We start from the raw sequence: 23,133 nt of genomic DNA on the forward strand, positions 1-23,133 counted from the left end.
TGTGACTGAAAAGGGCGGGCCTGCAATCGCGGGTCAGCCGACTTCCCGGCCCCGGTAGATGACTTTTTTCTTCCGGGGCCGGCTCTCATCTGCCGCTGTTTCCCGTTCTCCCGCAATCCCTGTCCCGTCATCGGCGATAACCTGCCCGCGGTAGGTGCGCTGGTGGCCGTCACCTTCCTCGATGTTGAGCTGGGGCACCTGCGCCCTGAGGGTTTCCCAGGTTCGGGTCAGGTGGCTTGAGCGGGTTTTCCTGGCGTAGTCCGCCAGCTGCTGCTCCAGATGCTCTTCGGTGAGATGGAGTTTGACGCCGAATTCGGAATGAATCAGCCGGCGACATTGATGGACCAGTTTCAGCAAACCTGGATCCAGTAACCAACTGCGTTCGGATGCCAGAAAAGTCATGGTAGCGAGCCTCGGAATGGAGTGTCACAACAGGGCGCGGCCCCGGATACAGGTCCGGGTGTGCGTCAGACATGCTTTCTAAAGCGAATTCCGTGCCGGTTTGCCGGTAAGTTGCGCCGAGGGTACGGTTTGCCCCGTCGGCGGCGGCAAAAACGGTTGTCGCGTGGCTGAAGACGCTGGGAAGTGCTTTTTTTCAGTGCGTTACCGAAAAGCGGCGCCCCGTTATGGCGCTCAGGTGTGAGGCGTTAGCCCGCCTGGCCGCAAGGCCCGCCGGAACCCTGGTATCCGGCGGGTGATTGCAGCAGGGCGGGTTGTCAGTGTGCCTCGTCCCAGTTGTTGCCCACGCCGGCTTCCACCAGCAGCGGAACGTCAAGGGAGGCTGCTGCGGACATCCGTTTGACCAGGCCGTCGCGGATGGGCTCGAGAACATCCTCGCGGACCTCCAGGATCAGTTCGTCGTGGACCTGCATGATCATCCGTGCGGTCTCCGGATGCTCGGTCAGCAGCCAGTTTTCCACCTCCAGCATCGCCCGCTTGATGATGTCTGCGGCGGTGCCCTGCATCGGGGCGTTGATGGCGGTCCGTTCGGCGGCCTGCTGCAGCTGCTTGTTGCGGGCATTGATCTCCGGCAGGTAGAGGCGACGGCCAAACAGGGTTTCCACAAAGCCGTCGTCGTGGGCCTGCTTGCGGATGTTGTCCATGTATTTCAGCACGCCCGGGTAGCGGTCGAAATAGCGGTCGATGTATTCCTGAGCGACGCCGCGGGCTACATCCAGCTGGCGGGCCAGGCCGAAGGCGGACATGCCGTAGATCAGTCCAAAGTTGATGGCCTTGGCGCTGCGGCGCTGGTCGCTGGTCACTGCGTCAAGGGCAACGCCAAACACTTCGGCAGCGGTGGCCTTATGGATGTCCTCGCCGTTGGCAAACGCGGTCAGTAACCCGGGATCGCCCGACAGGTGGGCCATGATCCGCAGTTCGATCTGCGAGTAATCCGCCGCCACCAACTTGTAGCCTGCGGGCGCAATGAAGGCCTGGCGGATGCGCCGACCCTGCTCGGTACGGATCGGAATATTCTGCAGGTTCGGCTCGGAGGAGGACAGCCGTCCGGTGGCGGTGACCGCCTGGTGATAGGAGGTGTGGATGCGCCCGGTGCGGTGATGGATCAGCTCCGGCAGGGTATCGGTGTAGGTGGACTTGAGCTTGCTCAGGCTGCGGTGCTCCAGCAGCAGGCGGGGCAGTTCGTGCTCGTGGGCCAGCTCCTGGAGGACCGGTTCGGCGGTGGACGGGGCGCCCTTGGGGGTTTTCTTGATAACCGGCAGGCCCAGCTTGTCGTAGAAAATGGCTTGCAGCTGCTTGGTGGAGCCAAGGTTGAATTTCTCACCGGCGACCTCGTGGGCCTCCTGCTCCAGCTCGGCCATGCGCTCGGCCAGCTCCTGGCTGTGCTGGCGCAGGGTGCTGGCGCTTACCATCGCTCCCCGTTGCTCCATGCGGGACAGTACGGGCACCAGCGGCAGGTCGATCTCCTCATAGACGGACTTCAGGCGGCCGGTCTCTGCCAGTTTCGGGCGCAGGACCTGATGCAGGCGCAGGGTGATGTCGGCATCTTCCGCGGCATAGGGCCCGGCCTTGTCCAGTTCGATCTGGTTGAAGGTGAGCTGTTTGGCGCCCTTGCCGGCAATGGACTCGAAGGTGATGGTGCTCTCGCCAAGGTATTCCCGTGCCAGGCTGTCCATGTCATGGCGGGTGGCCACGGAGTTCAGCACGTATGACTCCAGCATGGTGTCTTCGGCAATGCCTTCCAGGTGGATGCCATGGTTGGCGAGTACGTTCTTGTCATATTTCAGGTTCTGGCCGAGCTTGGCCTTGTCCGGGTCTTCCAGCAACGGTTTCAGTTGGGCAAGTGCCTGGTCCCGGTCGAGCTGGTCCGGCGCCCCCATGTAATCGTGGGCCAGAGGAAGGTACGCGGCCTCGCCCGGTTCAATGGCGAACGACACCCCCACTATTTCGGCGTCCATATAACGCAGGCTGGTGGTCTCTGTGTCGAAGGCAAACAGCGGCGCCTTGGCGAGCCGTTCCAGCCAGCGGTCCAGTTCGGCCTGGCTGGTGATAATGCTGTAGCGTTTGTCGGCCGGTGCGTCGGCTTGCGGCGCATCCGGGGTGGCCGCGTCGTCCTTGCTCTCGAGCTCATTGATCCAGGAGCGGAATTCATACTCGCGGAACAGGTCGAGCAGCCGGGTGTCGTCCTGGTGAGGCAGCGGCAGGTCTTCGAGGCTGAAGTCCAGCTCGACATCGGTCTTGATGGTGGCCAGCTCGCGGGAGAGCGGCAGGGTATCCAGGGCCTCCCGCAGGTATTCGCCGATCTTGCCTTTCACCTCATCGGCACGGGCCATGATGGTATCGAGGTTGTGGTGTTCCTCCAGCCACTTCACCGCTGTCTTGGGGCCGCATTTGGTGACGCCGGGGATGTTGTCCACCTTGTCACCCACCAGGGCCAGGTAGTCGATGATCTGATCCGGGGTAACTCCGAACTTTTCCACCACGCCGTCGCGATCCATTCGTGTTTCGGTCATGGTATTGATCAGGGTGACATGGTCGCTCACCAGCTGGGCCATGTCCTTGTCACCGGTGGAAATGACGACGTCGATGCCCTTGCGGGTGGCCTCATGGGCCAGGGTGCCAATGACATCGTCCGCCTCCACCTCCGGAATGATCAGCAGCGGCAGCCCCATGGCACGGACAATGTCATGGATCGGCTGGATCTGGCTGGCCAGGTCTTCCGGCATCGGTGGCCGGTTGGCCTTGTATTCGGCGAACATGGCGTGACGAAAGGTTTTGCCTTTGGCATCGAAGACCACCACCACTTTCGAGCCGGGAAAATCCTGTTCCAGCCGCCGCAGCATGCTGATGACCCCCTTGATCGCTCCGGTCGGCTGGTTCTTGCTGGTCGTCAGCGGGGGAAGGGCATGATATGCCCGGAACAGGTAGGAGGAACCGTCCACAAGGACGACCGGCGGGGTCTGCTGCTGACTCATATCAAATCGGGTCCGATATATAGATTGAAGCCTGTCGGCGCATGTGCAACTCTTTAGCAAAGCGCACGCGCACGGTGGTTGCGTTGTTCAATGCCCTGAAGAGTAACATGAAAATGAAACGATTCCCCGGTCTGCCCCTGCTGTTGTGTGTCCTGCCACTGACGGCTGCTGCCCAGCAGTCGGAGCCGCCAATTGTTGTTGAAACACCGAAAGAGCCGGTAGTGATTTCTGACTACCAGTCATCGCCGGATGCCCCCCAGATTATCATTCGCCCGGGCGACAACGAGGTGTTCTATGAGTACCGGGTCAACGGTGAGCTGGTTGAGATCAAGGTGGTACCCGCGGTCGGTCCCTCTTATTACCTGGTGCCTGCCGAAGGCGGCTGGATCCGGGAGGACCAGTCGCAGACCCTGATCCCGAGCTGGGTCATTTTCCGCTGGTAGCCCGGGCTCCCGCCGGGCTGCCGGCTTTTAGTATGAACACTCTAATTTTTAGTCGTAACCTGAGCCTGTCTTAGAGCTCCGGCATGGATGTGCCGGCCAATTGCGGATGTGTTTGTCATCCATCAGTCAGGATCAGGAGAGTTATCATGGGTAAGCTCAAAACCTATCAGGAACAACTGCAGGAAATCGTCGACAAGGGCATCAATGCAGCGGAAGAGCAGCAGAAGAAACTGGCGGCCAAGCCGTTCGAGTATGCCGAGAAGCTGGAAGCCGAGGCCCGTGAATACAGCGTCAAGAACCTGCGCAAGCGTTACAACGGTTATAGCGACAGCCTGTTCGAGCAGCTGCGCACTCTGAACAGCCGTTTCGGTAATTTTGCTGCCGATCTGGTGGCGAAAATCGAGAAGGAAGCGGCCGAAGGTGCGGATGCGGTTTCCGAGGTTGCTGAAGAGGTTGCCGAGGCTGCGCAGGACGCCAAGGGTCTTGTCGCCGAGAAGAAGCCGGCAGCCCGCAAGAGCACTGCCCGCAAGCCTGCTGCCAAGAAGGCGACGACGGCCTGATGGGCGTCACTTGCTGAAACCAAAAGCCCCGGCACACTGCCGGGGCTTTTTTTCGGCCGGTTAGCGCGCGTTGCGGGATCAGTCCTGGCTCTGCTGGTCGCTGTTTTCGGCCTGGGGTTTTTCCAGTGGCAGGGTGCGCTTTTTGCCGGTAACCATTTCAAGGCGCTCGATATCCCCGACGAACTCCGCTTTCAGGTTTTCGATGGCCTGGTTCTGCGTCTCGATTTCCGCTTCAATATCCTGGATCTGGTTCTGCAACCGGTCTATTTTCTTGCGGGTGGGTTCCGGAATCTCGCGTCCGGAACGTTCGAGGTCTGCGGCCCGGCTCTGTTCATTGTTGAGCTGGCTGGTCACCAGGGTGATATTGCCCTGCTTGAGCTGGTTCAGGCTCTGCATTTCCTGGATCTTGCGGTGCATTGCCCGGACCGCGTCATCGGGGTGACTGTAGCGCTTCAGTAGCAGTTCATCCTGCTCGCGCTGACGCAGGGCGGCTTCTTCCCGCGCCTTTTCGGCTTTTCTGGCAGCGATTTCTTCGGCACTGGGGGCAGGGGGAACGGTGTCCACAACCCGGCCCTTGCTGTTGAGAATGTCGTAACCGCGTTTGGACGCCTCGTGGGGGACGGTGTTACTGATCACGGTCCGGCCATTGTCGTCCTTATAGCGGTACATCTGGGCTTCGGCTGTTGCAGCGGCCAGCATCAGGGCTGTAATCGCAGCAGCTACGGGAAGTCGGGTCAGGCGTTTCATGGCGTCTACAGCTTACTCCGGTTAAAGCGGGCAAATGACCTGGCTAGCATAGCAAAACCGGCTGCCAGTTCCATGCCCGGTTTCACAGGCCTCAGATTCCGTAGGTTGACCGGTAGTCGGCGACTTTGCGGGCATGCTCGTCAAAGCCCGGCTGGGACTTGAGGTAGTCCAGTACCTGGTTGAGCTGGATGATGCTGACCACGGGAATGCCGAACTCCGCCTCGACTTCCTGTATCGCAGACAACTCGCCGTTGCCCCGTTCCTGGCGGTCCAGCGCAATGAGGACGCCGGCAGGTTCGGCGCCGGCGGCGCGGATCAGTTCGATGGATTCGCGAATGGCGGTGCCTGCGGTGATGACATCATCGACAATCAGCACCTTGCCCTGCAGGGCGGCGCCGACAATGTTGCCGCCCTCGCCATGATCCTTCTTTTCCTTGCGGTTGAAGGCAAAGGGGCGGCTGTCGCCGGTTTCCGCAAGGGCCATCGCGGTGGCGGTGGCCAAGGGAATGCCCTTATAGGCGGGGCCGAAAATGATGTCATAATTCAGGCCGCTGCGCCGGAGTGCTGAGGCGTAGGCGCGGCTGAGCTGCACCAGGTCGTCACCGGTATTGAACAGCCCGGCATTGAAAAAATACGGGCTGGTGCGACCGGATTTCAGGGTGAACTCGCCAAAACGAAGGACGTTCCGGCTGATGGCAAATTCGATAAAATCGTGCTGATAGTCGTGCATGGCAAGGTTTCTGGCGGGTCCGGTTCTTTCAAAAGCGCGTAAAAACGGTATCATACACTCAAACCGAATCAGGGAACATGTATGCGGGTAGTATCAATCAGCGTCAATGGCCTGGCTCAGGCCGTTGAAAAGGGCTTTTTTGACTGGCTGGCCGCGCAGGATGCCGACGTGGTCTGTGTCCAGGATCACCGCATGCGCGCCTATGAGATCGAAGATTACAATCTCATCCCCAAAGGCTACGAAGCCTATTTTATTGACGGCGAAAAGAACGAGGACGGCGGTGTCGGTATCTACACCCGTCATTTCCCGAAAGCCATCATGTACGGATTTGCCAATGAGCAGGCGGATCGTGAAGGTCGATTCATCCAGGCCGATTTCGACAAGGTCAGTGTTGCGTGTGTCCTTGCGCCCTGTGCCCTGGGCAAGGAAGACGATCCCATCGGTGATAATGACCTGACCGCGCTGGACCATAAAGATGACTTTATGGAGGCGTTTGGCCTGCACATGCAGAAAACCCTGCGCAAGCGCCGCCAGTTCATCTTCTGCGCCAACCTGCAAACCGCACACCACGTTACTGACGCCAGTTCCCGCTACCACAAGCTGGACGTATCCGGTTTTCTGCCCCACGAGCGTGCGTGGCTCGACCGGCTGTTCGACGAGATGGGTTGCATCGACGCCTTCCGCGAGATCAACAAGCAAAGCAATCAGTTCACCTGGTGGCCGGAGTGGGCCGAAGGCTGGCGCAAGAATGCGGGTATTCGCGTTGATTACCAGTTGCTGACGCCTGGCATCCGCAAGACCATTCTTGATGGCTGGATCGACGATGGCACCCGGTTTTCCGATCATGCGCCGGTAGTGATGGATTACGACATCGAAATCGGCTTCTGATAATCTGCAGTGAAATAAGCGTGTCCGGAGCCGGTCGGTTGCCGGACACGCTCTAGAATCCGCGGGTCAGGCTGACAGCGCTTCCTGCTGGATCTCGAACAGTCTCGTAATGCCCTGCCTGGCCAGTGTCAGCATGCTGTCCAGCTCCTCCTGGACGAACGGCGCACCTTCGGCGGTGCCCTGAATCTCAATGAAGCCACCCTGATCCGTCATGATCACGTTCATGTCCGTCTCGGCCTCGGAGTCTTCCGGGTAGTCCAGGTCCACCACCGGAGTTCCCTTGTAGACACCCACTGACACTGCGGCAACCATCTGCTTCAGCGGTGATTTCTTCAGGCGTTTTTCCGCGACCAGATGGTTCAGGGCATCCACCAGCGCGACGCAGCCGCCGGTGATGGCGGCGGTCCGGGTGCCACCATCGGCCTGGATGACGTCACAATCCACCGTAATGGTGTGCTCGCCAAGGGCGCTCAGGTCCACCGCGGCCCGCAGCGAACGGCCGATCAGGCGCTGGATTTCGACGGTACGGCCGCCCTGCTTGCCACGGGCGGCTTCCCGCCCCATGCGACTGCCGGTGGAGCGCGGCAACATGCCGTATTCTGCGGTAATCCAGCCTTTGCCTTCGCCGCGCAGGAATGGCGGCACCTTGTTTTCCACCGAAGCGGTGCAGATGACCTTGGTGTCGCCGAACTCGATCAGTACGGAACCCTCGGCGTGACGGGTGTAATGGCGGGTAATTCGGATATCTCTCGGTTGTTCCGGAGTTCTTCCGCTGGGTCGCATAAAAGGTCCTGGTGTCTGTGGTGAGTGTCCGGGAATGGTCCCGGCCGAAAGTATGAAGTGAGGGCGGAGTATAGCATGGTCGGCGGCTTGTCCGGGGATGCCCCGGCGAGGCTTTGGTCGGGTTCGCCGCCGGGGGCGGGTGCCTGCTAAACTGTAGGTCTTTGTCACCAAGCCTCGATTGGGGAGCTGAAATGATCCGGAGCATGACCGCCTTTGCCCGCCAGGACACCCAGGATGACTGGGGAACGTTGACCTGCGAGATCCGTACCGTGAATCACCGTTACCTGGAGCCATCCTTCCGCCTGCCCGAGGCCCTGCGAGAGCTGGAGAACAGCTTCCGTGAAACCCTTCGCCAACAGCTCAAGCGAGGCAAGGTGGACGTTGCCATGCGCCTGCAGGCAAGGGAGGGCGCCGATGCCCGGTTCGAGATCAGTGATGAGATGGCCCGCGCAGTCAACGACGCCGCAAACCACATCAATCGCTTGCTGGATAACCCCGCGCACATCAACGCGCTGGATGTCCTGCGCTGGCCCGGCGTGTTATCCGTGGCAGAGCAGGACTACGGTCCGGCCCGGGAAGCTGCCAATGAGCTGTTTCGCCGCACCCTGGAGGAGCTTGTGATTGTCCGTGAGCGGGAGGGCGAGCGTTTGCGCCCGCTGTTTGAGGATCGCCTCGAGGCCATGGCCCACGGGGTTGAAGAGGTCCGCACGCGGATGCCGGAATTGCTGACAGCCCAGGAACATGCGCTGCGGGAACGCTTCGAGAAGGCCAGGGTGGAGCTTGACAGTGATCGCATTGCCCAGGAGATGGTGATGCTGGCGCAGAAGAGCGATGTGGCGGAGGAACTGGATCGCCTGCAGACCCACATCCACGAGGTCCGGGATACCCTGCAAAGCGATGAGGCGATCGGCCGTCGCCTGGATTTCCTGATGCAGGAGCTGAACCGCGAGGCCAATACCCTGAGCAGCAAGAGTATTGATGCCCGGGTGACGAAAGTGGCGGTGGACCTCAAGGTGCTCATCGAACAGATGCGCGAGCAGGTGCAGAACCTGGAATAAGCCGGACCTGATTAGCGTCCCGCAGGGTGCGGGATGCGGACATAGGTCAAACCCCGTATAATTTCCCGCTTTGTCGCCGGCGGTGCCGGTGTTTAACCGCTTTCGGGAGTCAGCAAGTCATGAACCACGCCGGTGAGCAGGGCACTCTGTTTGTTATTTCCGCACCCTCGGGTGCAGGTAAGACCAGCCTTGTGGCGGAGATGCTCCGGACGGATTCCCGGCTGGGTGTGTCGGTTTCCCACACCACCCGGCCGATGCGGGACGGCGAGCAGGATGGGATGAATTATCACTTCGTCAGCCGTGAGGAATTCGAGGCCATGATCGCCCGGGGTGACTTTCTCGAGCATGCCGATGTCTTTGGTAATTACTACGGTACCTCCCAGGTGTGGGTACGCGAGACCCTGGGCAAAGGGCAGGATGTAATTCTTGAGATTGACTGGCAGGGCGCCGCGCAGGTGCGCCGGCTGATCCCCGAGTGTGTCAGTATCTTTATTGTGCCGCCGTCCGCCGGTGTGCTGCGCGAGCGCCTGGTCGGTCGGGGTACCGATGCCCCTGATGTGGTGGAGCGCCGGTTGTCCGAGGCCGAGGAAGAGTGTCGTCATGCGGTTGAGTTTGATTACCTGGTGGTCAACGACGATTTCCAGGTAGCGCTGCAGGATTTGTTGGCCATTGCCCGCAGTCACCGGTTGCGAATGGAGGCGCAGCAGGTCCGTTACGGAGACCTGCTTGCCCGGCTCTCCCAGCGGGCCTGATCAGGCGTTTAGTTGTATACAAATTGAGCCGATCACAGTAAACTGTGCGGTCTGCTGATTTCTGCGCCTGCTGGCCGGCTGCGTTTCACCGACGCAAGGCTGGCGGGCGCGCCTCAAGCTATTTGATCATTACAGTCGGGGAAGTTATGGCACGAGTTACCGTTGAAGATTGCCTGGAGAACGTGGACAACCGGTTTCAGCTGGTCATGCTGGCCACCAAGCGTGCACGCCAGATTGCCACCAAGGGTTACGAGCCGCTGGTGCCGGAAGAAAATGACAAGCCTACGGTTATTGCTCTGCGTGAAATTGCCGAAGGCAAGATCACTCGCAGTCTGCTGACTCAGGATGATGATGAGTAAAAACCGATTCAGTGCCGGCTGAGGCATTGAAATCTGTCCTGACGGTTTTATAGTGTAACTGTACAGGACATCGGAAGGACCCGAATGCTTGCATTCGGGTTTTTTTGTCCCTCAATTTCACAGACTGTCTGCGGAGGCGCGGTGTCGGCAGAGGCTACGGCGGAAACAGTGGAAGGGCTGGCAGAAGAGCTCAGCACTTATCTGGATACCAGTCGCATCAACCAGGTGCGCAGGGCCTACTATTACGCCGAGCAAGCCCATGAAGGCCAGATGCGTCGCAGCGGCGACCACTACATTACCCACCCCCTGGCGGTGGCACGGATTCTTGCCGAGCTGAAACTGGACCACCAGAGCCTGATGGCTGCCATGCTCCATGACGTCATCGAGGATACCGGCATCCCCAAGGATGCCCTGGCAGACCAGTTTGGTGAGGACGTTGCTGAACTGGTGGATGGCGTCAGCAAACTGACCCAGATCGAATTCCGGTCCCGTGCCGAAGCGCAGGCAGAGAACTTCCAGAAGATGACCCTCGCCATGGCCCGGGATATCCGCGTCATTCTGGTGAAACTGGCGGACCGTCTGCACAACATGCGCACCCTGGGGCCGATGCCCTATGAGAAACGCCTGCGGATTGCCACCGAGACCCTGGATATCTACGCCCCGATTGCCAACCGGCTGGGTATGCACTCGATCTTTACCGAGCTGGAAGATCTGGGGTTCTCGTCCCTTTACCCGATGCGCTCCCGCTACATCTCCCAGGCGGTCAGCAAGCTTCGGGGCAGCCACCAGCAGATCATTGAGGAAATCCGCTCCAGGCTGGAAGACAAGCTGGAGGAGCGAGGGCTTCCGGGGCGGATCATCGGGCGCGAGAAACATCTGAACAGCATCTATAACAAGATGAAGTTCAAACAGAAATCCTTCCATGAAATCATGGATGTCTACGCCTTCCGCATCATTACCGACACCGAGGACGACTGCTACCGCATCCTCGGTGCGGTTCACAGTCTCTACAAGCCGCTGCCGGGTCGCTTCAAGGACTACATTGCGATGCCCAAGGCCAATGGCTACCAGTCGCTGCACACCACCTTGTTCGGTATGCACGTAAACATTGAGATCCAGATCCGTACCGAGGAAATGGAGCACATCGCCAATAACGGTATCGCGGCGCACTGGATGTACAAGAACGAGTCGTCAGATACGCTCACGGTGCACCAGAAACGGGTCGATCGCTGGGTTCAGGGGCTGATGGAAATGCGCGAGCGTGCCGATGACTCCCTGGAGTTTATCGAGCACGTCAAGGTCGACCTGTTCCCCGATGAGATCTACGTGTTTACCCCCAAGGGTAAGATCATGGAGCTGCCCCGAGGTGCAACGCCGATCGATTTTGCCTACGCGATCCACACCGATATCGGTAATGCCTGTGTGGCGTGCCGGATCAATCGCAATCTCGGTTCGCTGAGCCAGCCGCTGCAGAGTGGCCAGACGGTGGAAGTGATTACCGCACCCGGTGCCCGCCCCAATCCGGCGTGGCTCAGTTTCGTGGTGACCGGCAAGGCTCGCAGCAGCATCCGTCATGTCCTGAAACATCAGAAGCGCACCGAATCCATTGAACTGGGCAAGACGTTGCTGAAAAAGTCACTCAACGGTTTTGGTTTCAAGCTGTCCCTCATCGCCGACGAACAGGTGGCCGCCGTGGTACGCCACAACCAGGTGCAGAGCTTTGACGACCTGCTCAGCGAAATTGGCCTTGGTAATCGCATGGCTTACCTGGTGGCCCGTCAACTGGCGATGTCCGGAGAAGGTGTGCTGGAGGAAGCGGACCAGGACCAGCCCCAGGCGGACGCAGGGTCGCGGGCGCCGGTCACAATTCGCGGTACCGAAGGATTGGTGGTCCGGTTTGCCAGCTGCTGCAAGCCGATTCCCGGAGATCCGGTGGTCGGGGTGATGGATTCCGGCAAGGGTATGGTGATCCACAGCGATACCTGCTCGAGACTACCGGAAGGGGACGAGGCGCGCGCCCGGCTTACCCACCTTAAGTGGGCCAAGGACATCACCGACGAGTTCTCTGTGGAGCTGCGAGTCGAACTGGAACGCCAGCGCGGTGTCATTGCCGAGGTGGCCAATGCCGTCGCCATGGCGGACGGCAACATCGAACGTATCAGCGTGGAAGAACAGAACGCCCGCCTGGGCATTGTCAGCCTGGTCATCCATGTTAACGGCCGTCGTCACCTGGCCCGGGTTATGCGGCGCATCAAAAATATCCGTGCGGTTACCAATATCAGCCGGGTCCGGCACTGAGGCTGGCCGCAGGTCTGGTTGACACAGCTGCCGGCGAGGGGTGACGATTGCGGTTTTCCCCGTGCGGATATTACCGTTACCAAAGAGAGGACCCGGAAGGTCATGACCAACAAATCCGTAATCCAGACCGATAAAGCACCCCAGGCCATCGGTACCTATTCCCAGGCTGTAAAGGCCGGCGACACCGTTTACCTGTCAGGCCAGATCCCTCTGGTGCCGGAAACCATGGAAGTGGTTGCCGGAGATTTCGCCGCCAAGACACGCCAGGTCTTCGAGAACCTCAAAGCGGTGTGTGAGGCTGCCGGTGGTGATCTGAAAGACATCGTCAAACTCAACATCTATATGACGGACCTGGCCAACTTTGCCACCGTCAACGAAGTGATGGCGACCTATTTCCAGGAGCCCTACCCGGCCCGCGCGGCAGTTGGCGTGGCGGAGCTGCCCAAGGGCGTGCCCGTGGAGATGGAAGCGGTGATGGTACTCAGCTGAGTTCCCCGGTTACCTCGTAACAACAAGGGGCGCCACTGGCGCCCCTTGTTGTTGATGACGGTTGTTCCTGGCGGGTTGTTCCTGGTGAATGGCTTAAGCCGGTCCGCTTTGCCGGCGGATCATCTCGCCGTAGCCCGCCCGGTAATCCGGATAGCGGAAGCGGAACCCGGTATCCAGCAGGCGCCGGTTCCGGCATTGCTTGCTGCCGGCCCGCCCTGCAGTGCGGGCGCCGGCGGCCGGGGCACTGCAAGGCACCTGCTGGCGAACCCACTCCACCACTTCGTCGAGCCGCACCGGTTCGCAGTCGCTGACAACATAGCAATTGTCCAGCGGCCTGCCGTCCAGGGCTCGTTCGGTAAGGTGCGCCACCGCGGCGACTGCGTCGGCCTCGTGAATCCGGTTGCTGTAGGGGCCGGGACTGGCCGGGTTCATTTCGCCGCGGCGTACCGCGTCGAGGAAGCGCCTGCGGGTCGGTCCGTAAATTCCGCTGAATCGTACGATCGTTGCAGGGATGCCGCTGTTCAGGGCCAGCTGTTCCCCTGCCAGGATCTGCTGGCCGCTGAACTTCACCGGTCGGGTCGGGCTGAGCTCGTCCACCCAGCTGTCATCGTCCTGGTGGTAAACGCTGGTACTGCTGATAAACAGCAGGCGGGTGGTTGGCTTGCCGTGCAGCGCCGCAAGCAGGTTCTGCAGTCCCGCCACGTAAGCATCGCGGTAACCCTGCACGTCATAGCTGGACGGCGTCAGGCAGTAGATAATGATGTCGAGGTCGGCGGGCAGGGTATCCCGCAGCTGGTCAGGCTGGCGCAGATCGGCGCCGATGCCGTGAACGCCGGGTGGCACCCGGTCGGGATTTCGGCGCAGGCCGAACACGTCGGCGGCCGGCAGCAGGGCGCTGGCGATGGCGCCACCCAGGGCACCGCAACCGGCGACAAGAATGCGGGGGCGGTTTTCTGGCGGTTGGGGGTTTGCAGTGATTGCCATAGACAATTTCAATCCTTATGCTTTAGCTCATAAATTAGTAAACGCTGACCGGAGCTCACCATGACCCTCACCGAGTTACGTTACGTCGTTACCCTGGCCCGGGAAAAGCATTTTGGCCGTGCTGCAGAACGTTGTCACGTCAGCCAGCCTACTCTCAGTGTCGCGGTAAAGAAACTGGAGGACGAGCTGGGTATTCCGCTGTTCGAGCGCAGCAAGAGCAGCATCCGGGTGACAGAAACCGGCCAGCGTATCATCGAGCAGGCCCAGCGGGTGCTGGATCAGGTGGGGGTCATCAAAGACATGGCCCAGGACGGAAAGAACCAGCTGAATTCGCCGCTGAAAGTGGGCGCCATCTACACCATCGGGCCTTACCTGTTTCCCCACCTGTTGCCGGAATTGCGCCGTGCCGCGCCGGAAATGCCGCTGTACATTGAAGAAAATTATACTGCGAGCCTGCGCCAGAAGCTGCGTCAGTCGGAACTCGATGCCATCATTATCGCCCTGCCGTTCGAGGAGCCGGAAGTGGTGACACTGCCGCTTTACGATGAGCCGTTCGTGGTGCTGCTGCCAGCGGGCCATCCACTGGCGGCAAAGGACAGCCTGACCGCCGAGGAAATTGCCCGGGAGCAGCTGTTGTTGCTGGGCCCCGGCCATTGCTTCCGCGACCAGGTGCTGGAGTCCTGCCCACCGCTGGTGGAGGCGGTGACCCAGCATGCCGGTAACAACACCAGCGGGCCTGCCCTGGTAACGGAGGGCAGTTCACTGGAAACCATCCGTCACATGGTGGCGTCGGGGCTGGGTATTACGGTATTGCCGTTGTCGGCGGCTACCAGCATGCAGTATCACCAGGACATCCTGGCAGTCCGGCCGTTTGCGCCGCCGGTACCCTTCCGCACCGTTGCGCTGGCCTGGCGGGTGACCTTCCCCCGGCCGAAGGCCATCGATGTCCTTTCGCTGGCAGCCAGCCAGTGTCGGGTGATCGAAAAGGCCAGCAGGGACACGCCGGCTGTTGCCGGGGCCTGAGTACCCCATGACGGCCCTGGAAGATATCCCGGTTACCACCCTCAAAGGGGTTGGCCATGCGCTTGCCGGTACCCTCGCCAAACTGGGCATTCATTCCCTGCAGGACTTGCTGTTCCATCTTCCGCACCGCTACGAAGACCGTACCCGGATTATCCCCATGGGCAGCCTGCGGGTGGGGGATGTCGGGGTAGCAGAAGGGGAAGTGGTCAAAACCGACCTGGTGATGGGCCGGCGTCGCAGCCTGCAGGTCACCTTGCGGGACAGCAGTGGCTTCCTGGTGCTGCGGTTTTTCCATTTCAATGCCGCCCAGAAGAATCAGCTGGCGGAGGGAGTCCGGGTTCGTTGCTACGGCGAGGTCCGGCCCGGGCGGGCCGGCTACGAGTTCTATCATCCCGAGTACCAGGTGAATCCTCCGCCGATGCCGGCGACAGGCGAAGCCACCCTGACCCCCGTTTACCCGCTCACCGAAGGCATCCAGCAGCCGCGGGTGCGCAGTCTGTGCCAGCAGGCACTGGGCTATCTGAAGCGGTATCCGATTCGCGACTGGCTGCCGCCTACCCTTTTGGCGGACTACCAGTTACCGGCAATCACCGAGGCAGTGGCACTGGTACACTCACCACCGGCCAGCGCATCGGTGACTTTGCTGATGGAGGGCCGCCATCCGGCGCAGCAGCGGCTGGTCATGGAGGAATTGCTGGCCCACCAGCTCAGCCTGTTGCAGGTGCGGGAGCAGATTCAGGCCCGGGAGGCGCTGCCGCTGTTGCCGACCGGTGAGCTGGCGGAGAGTTTCCTGGACAGTCTGCCTTTCCGGCTGACCGGTGCCCAGGGCCATGTCCTGGCGGAGATCCGCCAGGATCTCAGTCAGCCGTTACCGATGTTGCGACTGGTGCAGGGCGACGTGGGCTCCGGCAAGACAGTGGTTGCTGCCATGGCGGCCATCCAGGCCATCTCGGCAGGTGGCCAGGTGGCACTGATGGCGCCGACCGAGATTCTGGCGGAGCAGCATTTCCAGAACTTTCGCAATTGGCTGGAACCGCTGGGCGTCGAACTGGCCTGGCTGTCCGGCAAGGTCAAGGGTCGGTCCCGGGCCGGGGCGCTGGAACGGGTCGCGTCCGGGCAGGCCTCAGTTGTCATCGGTACCCATGCGCTGTTCCAGGACGATGTGCATTTCCAGAGACTGGCACTGGTGATCGTGGACGAGCAACACCGGTTTGGCGTGCACCAGCGGCTGGCACTCCGGGAGAAAGGCGTGGAGGGCCGGCTGGCACCGCATCAGCTGATCATGACGGCCACGCCGATCCCGCGGACACTGGCTATGAGTGCCTACGCCGACCTGGACACCTCGGTGATTGACGAGTTGCCCCCCGGCCGCAAGCCCATCGAAACCATCGCCATTCCGGACAGTCGCCGCGACGATGTGATTGAGCGGGTGCGCAGTGCCTGCGAGGCCGGTCGCCAGGCCTACTGGGTCTGTACGCTCATCGAGGAGTCCGAAGCCTTGCAGTGCCAGGCGGCAGAAGTGACCGCACAGTCCCTGCTGGAACGTTTGCCGGGATTGCGGGTGGGCCTGGTTCATGGTCGCCTGAAGGCAGCTGAGAAGGCGGCGGTGATGGACAGTTTCAAACGCGGCGAGCTGGACCTGCTGGTGGCAACAACGGTGATCGAAGTGGGGGTGGATGTTCCCAATGCCTCACTGATCATCATTGAGAACCCGGAACGGCTGGGCCTGGCCCAGCTTCACCAGTTGCGGGGCCGGGTGGGGCGGGGTGAGGAAGCCAGTTATTGTGTGCTGATGTATCACCCGCCGTTGTCCCTCAACGGCAAGGCCCGCCTGCAGGCGCTGCGGGAAAGTCAGGACGGCTTTTTTATTGCGGAAAAGGACCTGGAAATCCGCGGTCCGGGGGAAGTTCTCGGTACCCGGCAGACCGGCATGATGCAATTTCGGCTGGCGGATTTCGAGCGCGACAAGGGCTGGATCGAGCCGGTTCGGGAGATGGCGCCCGCGCTGTTGAAAGACCGTGCCTGTGTGGAGGGCCTGGTGCGCCGCTGGCTGGGCGAGCGGACCCGTTACGGGGATGTTTGACGGCCACCGAACCCAAAAAAGCCGGCCCGAAGGCCGGCAGGCTCACCCGCTTGTTGCAGATCTTTCCCGGGAATCGCTCAGGGTGTCAGGAGAAAACAACGATTGGGCTGTCATCAGGTCCGAATCAAATGACGGCCTGATTTAAATTTAGCCAAAGCCGCGGGAAAGAAAAGGTTGCTGTTGCAAAGGATTTTGCCGGCAGGACAGTGGTCGGCTAACCCGTTGCAGAACGAATTGATTTACAACGCGATTTAATTTGCCCGGCGGGACGCCCCGTTACAAAAATTTACAAAAGTGTCGCGCGCGGTTGGGTTCACGCAGATTCGACGCCGGATCAGAAGCGGTGGAGGCGAATGGCGGTGGCGGCCCGGCGAATGGCGTCGGCATGTTCGCTTTCCACTTCCCGCCGTTCCTTATCCATCTTGCGGATAAAGCGGTTATCGGTGGCTTGCCGGGCGCGATGGGTCGGCATGTGCTGAATGCGTTCATGCACCTCACGGAACACGCGGAACGGGGATTCCTCGAGCAGTTCCGGTGCCAGGTGATCGAGCAGGCCCTTGATGCGCAGGCAGGCTTCGGAGTATTCCACCTGATCTTCCTCGATGGCCAGGGCAAGCACGCGGATGCTTTCGACCATGCTGGCGCGACGCTCCTGCTGAAATTGCCGAGCCCTGGCCTGGTGCCGCTTGTGGGTCTGCAGGGTGTGCCAGTGGCGTCGGATCACCGTAACCAGCACGGTAATGGCAACCAGCCCGGCAACAATCAGCGTCCACTGCAACCACTGGGACATAATTTCCTCCATCGATAGCAGGTCAGGCCTGTTTGCGGGTGCGTTCGGTGCGCCATACTTTAACACGCACCGGCTGCCCGTTGAGTACGGAGGTACCTGCCAGCGGATCAATCTCCTGGTCGCCGAGCACATCGTTGATGCTGGCACCGGCGTGGCGGGACGCCACCGACTGACGGGTACCCTCACGCTGATGACCCCAGCCGTGGGGAATCGACACCACGCCGGGCATCAGGTCTTCGGTGATTTCCACCGGCAGCACTACCTGGCCGGCGGCGCCGGTAACCTCGGCGCAGTCCCCGGCCTGCAGCCCGACACGGGTGGCATCCTTGGGATGGATCATCAGGGTACAGCGGTCCTTGCCTTTGACCAGCCGGCGACTGTTATGCAGCCACGAATTGTTGCTGCGAATGTGGCGGCGGCCGATCAGCAGAAGGTTGTCGGCGGGTCCGCTCGCCAGCAGGGCGTGGAGCCGTTGCAGATCCTGCAGATAGCGGCGGGGCGCCAGGTTGATCATGCCGTCGCGGGTATACAGCCGCTCCGGCAGCGCCGGCTGCAGCGGGCCGAGGTCCACGCCGTGGGGAAGGTGTCGCAGGTTGCTGAGGGACAGGCCCTTGGGAAGATCCCGCCAGTGCCGGTTCAGCGGGCTGAGGCGGGCGAGTCCGCGCAGCGGATGGCGTTCCGGAAGGATGTCCAGCACCAGGTCGGTCAAAGGCTGGGCGAGCCCGCGCAGCTTGCCGACATCGCTGCCGTAGGGGCCGCTGCGCAACAACAGGTCAAGGATCGGGTCCGGCCCCAGCTGTTTGAAGGCCCGCCAACCGAGCTCCTTGCGCAGGGGCAGGCGACCGCCATTGCGGCGTTGCTCGAGCCGGTGTGCCAGCTCCAGCAGGATCTGCCAGTCATGGCGACTGTCGTCCTCCGGCGTAAACAGCGCATCGCTGAACTTTGCCGTGTTCCGTACCGCGAACATACTGAAGATCAGGTCATAGTGGCTGCGCTCGAGGGCCGCGGTGGGCGGCAGGATCACATCGGCATGGCGGGTAGTCTCGTTCAGGTAGTAATCCACCGACACCATGAAATCGAGACCCGACAGTGCCTGGTCCAGGCGTCCACCGTTGGGGCTGGACAGCACCGGATTGCCGGCCACGGTGACAAAGGCACGGATCTGGCCGTCACCGGGGGTGAGCATTTCGTCCGCCATGGTGCTGGCCGGATATTCGCCGGCAAATTCCGGTAGCTTGCGCACCCGGCTGAAGCGCTTGCCGAAGTGGCCCTGCTGGCCGGACAGTGCACCGAGAGCGACCAGGTCGATCGCCGGTTGGGTGAACATCATGCCGCCGGGCACATCGAGTTTGCCGGTGAGGATGTTGATCACATAGATCAGCCAGGTGGCAACGCCGCCGTGGGCCTGGGTGCTGGTGCCCATGCGGCCGTATAGTGCGGCTTTGCGGGTACCTGCCAGCTGGCGGGCCAGGTCGCGGATGGCACTGGCTGCGATGCCGGTGTGGGCGCTCACCGCGGCCGGGCTGAAGGGCAGGGCGGCGAGGCGCACGAGGTCGATATCCTTCGTCCACTGCTCGGCGTGGCCTGCATCCACCAGGTCCTCGTCAAACAAGGTGTGGACCATGGCCAGCAGCAGCAAGGCGTCGCTGCCTGGGCGGATAAAGTGGAACTCGTCGGCCAGCTTGCCGGTTTCGGTCCGGCGCGGGTCGATGACCACCAGTTTGCCGCCCCGTGCCTGCAGCGCCTTGAGCCGGCCGCGGAAGTCCGGCACGGTCATCAGGCTGCCGTTGGAGGCCATGGGGTTTGCGCCAATGCAGACAAACAGGTCGGTGTGGTCAATATCCGGAATTGGAAACAGGACCTGGTGGCCGAACATTTCCAGGCTAGCCAGCATGTGGGGCAGCTGGTCGTTGGAAGTGGCGGAGAAACGGTTCTGGCTGCCAATCGCCCGCAGGAACGGCAAGGTGGTAATCAGGGCTCCGTGGTTATGAACGTTGGGGTTACCCAGATAGACGCCGATACTGTTGCGGCCATGCTCCTTTCGTACCCGGTGCAGACGGTCGGCCACCAGTTCGAAGGCATCGTCCCATTCCATTTCCTGCCAGCCTTCTGCGGTGCGCCGCAGGGGTTTGCGTAGCCGTTCCGGGTCTTCATGAAGGTCCTGCAGAGCGGTGGCCTTGGGGCAGATGTGACCGCGGCTGAAAGGGTCATTGGCATCGCCCTTGATGGAGGCAATCCGGCCATCCTTTACCTCAATGGCAACGCCACACATGGCTTCACACAGGTGGCAGGTGCGGTAATGGGTGCCGTTTTCCATGGATTCTCTCCGTCGTCGTGGCCGGTCCGGCCGGTTTCATCAGGCAACCAGATTAGCAGGATTCATCGGGTTGGGGAAAACACCTCCTTGGCAGATCCGGCCATAAAAAAGGCCAGCCCGGAGGCTGGCCTGATCATCAGATCGCCCGGCTCAGTACTGGGCCGGAATCTCCTTGATGGGGTTGGAGAGGAAGTTGAGGTAGACGCCGTCGGCCGGGATTGCCAGTGGAATGGCTACCGTTGAGACGTCTGATGAATCGCCGCTGACCAGGGCTTCGCAGGCCGTCAGATCGAATGACAACAAGCCTCCGAAACAACTCGCCAGGTCAAGTACCGGCTCAAGCAATACGTTACTGCTCGATACCAGCACATTGATGGAAGGCGCGTTGGTGTTGCGCTGCACCACCTGCATGCGGCCATCGTCGAAGAATACGATCGGGCCTTTCAGTTCCAGGGTGATCGGATAGCTGTACAGGTTGTGTTGCAGCACGGTGCCGCCATCCGGCAGGGCAAGGTTGGGCGCATCGAGGGTCAGATTTGCTGTGGTCATGAAGGTGGGTTGGCCATCCTCGCCCTCGACAATGATGCCTTCCACCAGGCCCATCGGGTTGTCTTCCGTGGGTTCGCCATAGGTCATGCGCAGCACCTGCGGTCCCGTTGCCTGCTCCCCCAGAAGGTCGAGAAAGACACTGGCCGACGTGGTAGCCAGCATGGTCGGGTAGAGCAGCACTCGTACACCAATCTGCTCGCCCGCCTCATTGAGTGCCGGGCCCATGATCTCGGTATTGAGAGCATAGGTCTGGTAGATGAACTTGTTTTCCGGGCAGTCGGCTCCTGGCGCACAGCCGACGTTAGCGCCCAGGCTTTCGGCACCAAGAAGCGTTGCATTGCCTGTCACCTCAAGCTTTGCTGCGTTAGCAGAGGGCAGGAACTCACCCGGATTCGCCGGATCCTCTTCGTGATTGAAGGGTTCCAGGCAGGTCGCGGAACCGTCGCAGTCAATCACGTAGTTGGCATTGGTATCCCGGATCGGCAGGTTGCGCAGCGGGGTGAACACGGTAGTGGCGGCTTCGGCGCCCTCGAAGTAGATCGTCATATCGGGACCACCGACCCCTGCGGCCGAGGTATCGACCAGCAGGTCCGTTTGCAGCGGGAAGCCCTTGGCAGAGCAGATGGCCTGGCTCGGGCTCTGGCTGCACTGGCTGGCGTTGGTCGCCGATCTCATGGTGTAGCGGTAGAAGCTGCCCACTTGCCAGGGCTGGTCCGGGTAGAAGCGGATGCGCTGGTTATTCTTCTCCAGCCGGCCGGATACCGCACCGGCAACGCTGCCGTCCGGATTGACCTGTTCAACGACGAACGTCTCACCGGCGCGGATGCTGTCCAGGTTCATTGACTGGGAGAACACCACGACGATTGGCCGGTCTTCTGGGAGGGTGGTGATTGGCAGGATCTGACCCTGGGGACCGTTTGCTGCAGCGTCCTGGCAGCGACCGTGGGTTTTGTTCGCCAGGTCAACCGCCGTGGTGGTGCAGGGGTAACCCGGGTAGGTGGTCAGTGCCAGTGGCGACACGACCTCGGGGTTGGTGGCGTCGGTGATTGCCGGCAGTGCGAACGCCAGGGTTTGGCTGGTCGCGCCGTTGCCGGCAAGATCGGTCAGGGTGCTGCCGATCTGCAGGGCGTAGGCCACCCCGTGCTGCAGGCCCCCTACCGGATTGATCACAACCGCGGTGCCGTCGAGCCTGGTGCGGAGGTTCTCGGCGGCGACCGGATTGTTATCTGCCAGCAAAGTCAGGCCGCCGGCCAGGGTTTTGCCATCCAGGGGCTCGTCAAAGTTCAGCACAATCGGGTCACCCGGGCGCTGCATCTGGTCGCGGTTGCCGGGAATCGCGTCGTCCGGGCCCGGCATCCAGCTCACCAGTTGCGGCCCCGTGGTATCCAGCGGTCGGTTATCCAGGGCATCCAGCTGCACGTCCGCATTGGTATCGGCTTCAATGCGGAAGGCGATGGTGGAATCCGTAAACTCCTGACCCAGCAGATTTGGCTCGACCACGCCAATGGCATCAATGGTCAGTACGCCGTTCTTCACAATCGCGATGCCACTCAGCTCAACCCCCAGCAGATCCTGTGACAGGGAGGCATTGGGCTGGGCTTCCGCGGTGTTCATCGACACATCCATGAACAGCTTGACGTGGCGGGGCGCCTCGGCCGACTCACTGTAGGGGTTGGGATACAGGTAGCCGGTGGCGTCGGACAGCATGGTGACCTTGATCTCACCGGTTTGCTGGATGGAGTTGGTGGCCGGATCGATGATCGGTACGAAGCCGTTGACCCTCACATCGAGGCTGCTGCTGAGCAGCTCGCTGCCCTTGGGCACCCGCAGGGGAACCGGCTGGTCGCCGGGAAAGCTCGGGGCATAGGCCAGCTCTGCATAGAGCCCGCCGGTTTGCTGGGACGGCCCGGCCACGCCTTGCAGCACCGAGTTGAGGGTGACGCCATTGATAATCTGGCCATTGAGTACCGAGCGTTGCGGTTCGGTACCCGCCAGCAATCCGGAATCAATGGTTTCCTGGAACAGGGTCACCGTCGGGCTGGTTTCGCGGGGTGTGAAGGCCGCACTGAAATCCAGGCTGTCGCCGCCCAGGGCCGGCAGGCTGCTGATCCTGAGTGTGTAGGTCTCGCCCGGGGTCAGGGCATCCTGCTGGAGGCCGCAGGATGCCGGGTCATCCACTGTGCAGGGATCGACGGTGATATAACGGCCTTTCACCAGGATGGTTGCCGGAACGGTTTCTCCGGCACTGTCGACCAGGGTGATGGCGCCGCCCAAGGTCTGCCATTGCGGATGTACGGGCTGGGTCAGCCGCAGGCGGAAGGTGGAGAAATCCATTGGCTGGAAAAAACCGTCAGCGGACGGAATCATCTTGGCAACGGCGAAGGTATCGCTGGTGTTGTCCAGCCCTGCGATACCGCTCAGACCGCCACGGGTACTGAACTGGATGCCGGCCGGACCGAAGGCATTCGGGGTAGCAATCTCCCGGTTGCCTTCGGCCAACAAAGGCGCGGCAAATTCGATGGTGTAATCGGTGCCCAGCGAAAGGCCCGCGTTGGGGGTCAGTTCCAGGCTTCGACCGCCGTCAACCAAAGTGACGCTGGCCTGGTTTGCCTGGCCGTTAATCAGGATCTTGCCGGCAAGTGTGGCTTCGTCTTCGGTCAGGGCATTGGCGAAGCGCAAGACCGGCTTCGCTTTCGGGCTGACTTCGGCCTGGCCGTCCGCCGGGAACGAATAGATCAGCGAGCCGGGCAGGGCAGGTTGGTTCATGATCTGCTCGTCGCCACCGCAGGCCGCGAGAATCAAGGCAGGCAGCAATGCCAGGGTGTTTTTGTAGTTCATGGCAGCGT

19 protein-coding genes are annotated in these 23,133 nt (G+C 61.2%); 10 read left to right on the forward strand and 9 right to left on the reverse strand.

Translation table 11 applies throughout. The features are described 5' to 3' along the window. Window positions 1-33 precede the first annotated feature (33 nt). Complete coding sequence (locus CLH61_RS12920; RefSeq protein ID WP_099615163.1) at window positions 34-402, reverse strand: hypothetical protein; 369 nt, start codon at window positions 400-402, stop codon at window positions 34-36. Window positions 403-716: 314 nt separating this feature from the next. Further along, on the reverse strand, window positions 717-3,434 hold the full coding sequence (gene polA / locus CLH61_RS12925; protein ID WP_099615164.1) for a DNA polymerase I: 2,718 nt from the start codon (window positions 3,432-3,434) through the stop codon (window positions 717-719). A 113-nt stretch (window positions 3,435-3,547) separates the two neighbouring features. Here polA and CLH61_RS12930 point away from each other — a divergent pair, with 113 nt between their 5' ends. Next, window positions 3,548-3,877 (forward strand): DUF2782 domain-containing protein, encoded by a 330-nt coding sequence (locus CLH61_RS12930; RefSeq protein ID WP_099615230.1) that lies wholly within the window; start codon window positions 3,548-3,550, stop codon window positions 3,875-3,877. Between the two features lie 146 nt (window positions 3,878-4,023). Then, window positions 4,024-4,437: a hypothetical protein gene (locus tag CLH61_RS12935; protein WP_099615165.1), complete on the forward strand. Its 414-nt coding sequence runs from the start codon at window positions 4,024-4,026 to the stop codon at window positions 4,435-4,437. Window positions 4,438-4,515: 78 nt separating this feature from the next. Here CLH61_RS12935 and CLH61_RS12940 read toward each other — a convergent pair whose 3' ends face one another. Both CLH61_RS12940 and pyrE read right to left on the reverse strand, forming a co-directional pair. Beyond that, a complete protein-coding gene (locus tag CLH61_RS12940; protein WP_099615166.1) occupies window positions 4,516-5,184 on the reverse strand; it encodes a DUF4124 domain-containing protein in 669 nt (222 codons plus the stop codon). 91 nt (window positions 5,185-5,275) lie between these two features. Next, window positions 5,276-5,914 carry an orotate phosphoribosyltransferase gene (gene pyrE, locus CLH61_RS12945; protein ID WP_099615167.1) on the reverse strand — a complete coding sequence of 213 codons (639 nt, stop codon included), beginning with the start codon at window positions 5,912-5,914 and terminating at the stop codon, window positions 5,276-5,278. 81 nt (window positions 5,915-5,995) lie between these two features. Here pyrE and CLH61_RS12950 point away from each other — a divergent pair, with 81 nt between their 5' ends. After that, window positions 5,996-6,802 (forward strand): exodeoxyribonuclease III, encoded by an 807-nt coding sequence (locus CLH61_RS12950; protein ID WP_099615168.1) that lies wholly within the window; start codon window positions 5,996-5,998, stop codon window positions 6,800-6,802. A 66-nt stretch (window positions 6,803-6,868) separates the two neighbouring features. On the opposite strand, the gene rph is transcribed toward CLH61_RS12950, so the two are convergent. Next, entirely contained in the window at window positions 6,869-7,585 is a 717-nt protein-coding gene (gene rph / locus CLH61_RS12955) for a ribonuclease PH (RefSeq protein ID WP_099615169.1), read from the reverse strand. A gap of 191 nt (window positions 7,586-7,776) precedes the next feature. Between rph and CLH61_RS12960 the strand changes: the two genes are divergently transcribed. The 5 genes from CLH61_RS12960 to CLH61_RS12980 all read left to right on the forward strand — a co-directional run bounded on the left by CLH61_RS12960 (window position 7,777) and on the right by CLH61_RS12980 (window position 12,541). Continuing rightward, the gene (locus CLH61_RS12960; protein WP_099615170.1) at window positions 7,777-8,643 is read left to right on the forward strand and encodes a YicC/YloC family endoribonuclease; all 867 of its coding nucleotides are present in this window, start codon (window positions 7,777-7,779) and stop codon (window positions 8,641-8,643) included. Between the two features lie 119 nt (window positions 8,644-8,762). After that, window positions 8,763-9,395 (forward strand): guanylate kinase, encoded by a 633-nt coding sequence (gene gmk / locus CLH61_RS12965; RefSeq protein ID WP_099615171.1) that lies wholly within the window; start codon window positions 8,763-8,765, stop codon window positions 9,393-9,395. A 146-nt stretch (window positions 9,396-9,541) separates the two neighbouring features. Further along, a complete protein-coding gene (gene rpoZ, locus CLH61_RS12970; protein ID WP_099615172.1) occupies window positions 9,542-9,754 on the forward strand; it encodes a DNA-directed RNA polymerase subunit omega in 213 nt (70 codons plus the stop codon). Between the two features lie 141 nt (window positions 9,755-9,895). Further along, complete coding sequence (locus CLH61_RS12975) at window positions 9,896-12,052, forward strand: RelA/SpoT family protein (protein WP_099615173.1); 2,157 nt, start codon at window positions 9,896-9,898, stop codon at window positions 12,050-12,052. Window positions 12,053-12,154: 102 nt separating this feature from the next. After that, window positions 12,155-12,541, forward strand: coding sequence for a RidA family protein (locus tag CLH61_RS12980; protein WP_099615174.1), 387 nt, complete (start codon window positions 12,155-12,157; stop codon window positions 12,539-12,541). Window positions 12,542-12,634: 93 nt separating this feature from the next. Here the strand turns inward: CLH61_RS12980 and CLH61_RS12985 are convergent, their stop codons facing one another. Next, window positions 12,635-13,525 carry an NAD-dependent epimerase/dehydratase family protein gene (locus CLH61_RS12985; protein ID WP_099615175.1) on the reverse strand — a complete coding sequence of 297 codons (891 nt, stop codon included), beginning with the start codon at window positions 13,523-13,525 and terminating at the stop codon, window positions 12,635-12,637. A gap of 60 nt (window positions 13,526-13,585) precedes the next feature. Here CLH61_RS12985 and CLH61_RS12990 point away from each other — a divergent pair, with 60 nt between their 5' ends. Together CLH61_RS12990 and recG are read left to right on the forward strand one after the other, a co-directional pair. Next, window positions 13,586-14,548: a hydrogen peroxide-inducible genes activator gene (locus tag CLH61_RS12990; RefSeq protein ID WP_099615176.1), complete on the forward strand. Its 963-nt coding sequence runs from the start codon at window positions 13,586-13,588 to the stop codon at window positions 14,546-14,548. A gap of 7 nt (window positions 14,549-14,555) precedes the next feature. Continuing rightward, window positions 14,556-16,631, forward strand: a complete 2,076-nt coding sequence (gene recG / locus CLH61_RS12995; protein WP_099615177.1) for an ATP-dependent DNA helicase RecG — start codon at window positions 14,556-14,558, stop codon at window positions 16,629-16,631. Window positions 16,632-16,965: 334 nt separating this feature from the next. Here recG and CLH61_RS13000 read toward each other — a convergent pair whose 3' ends face one another. The 3 genes from CLH61_RS13000 to CLH61_RS13010 form a co-directional block, all read right to left on the reverse strand. After that, window positions 16,966-17,421 (reverse strand): DUF2489 domain-containing protein, encoded by a 456-nt coding sequence (locus CLH61_RS13000; RefSeq protein WP_099615231.1) that lies wholly within the window; start codon window positions 17,419-17,421, stop codon window positions 16,966-16,968. A 22-nt stretch (window positions 17,422-17,443) separates the two neighbouring features. Beyond that, on the reverse strand, window positions 17,444-19,738 hold the full coding sequence (locus CLH61_RS13005; RefSeq protein ID WP_099615178.1) for a molybdopterin oxidoreductase family protein: 2,295 nt from the start codon (window positions 19,736-19,738) through the stop codon (window positions 17,444-17,446). 150 nt (window positions 19,739-19,888) lie between these two features. Then, the gene (locus tag CLH61_RS13010) at window positions 19,889-23,125 is read right to left on the reverse strand and encodes an Ig-like domain-containing domain (RefSeq protein ID WP_099615179.1); all 3,237 of its coding nucleotides are present in this window, start codon (window positions 23,123-23,125) and stop codon (window positions 19,889-19,891) included. Window positions 23,126-23,133 lie beyond the last annotated feature (8 nt).

The organism is Marinobacter profundi, assembly GCF_002744715.1.
Taxonomy (GTDB): Bacteria; Pseudomonadota; Gammaproteobacteria; order Pseudomonadales; family Oleiphilaceae; genus Marinobacter; species Marinobacter profundi.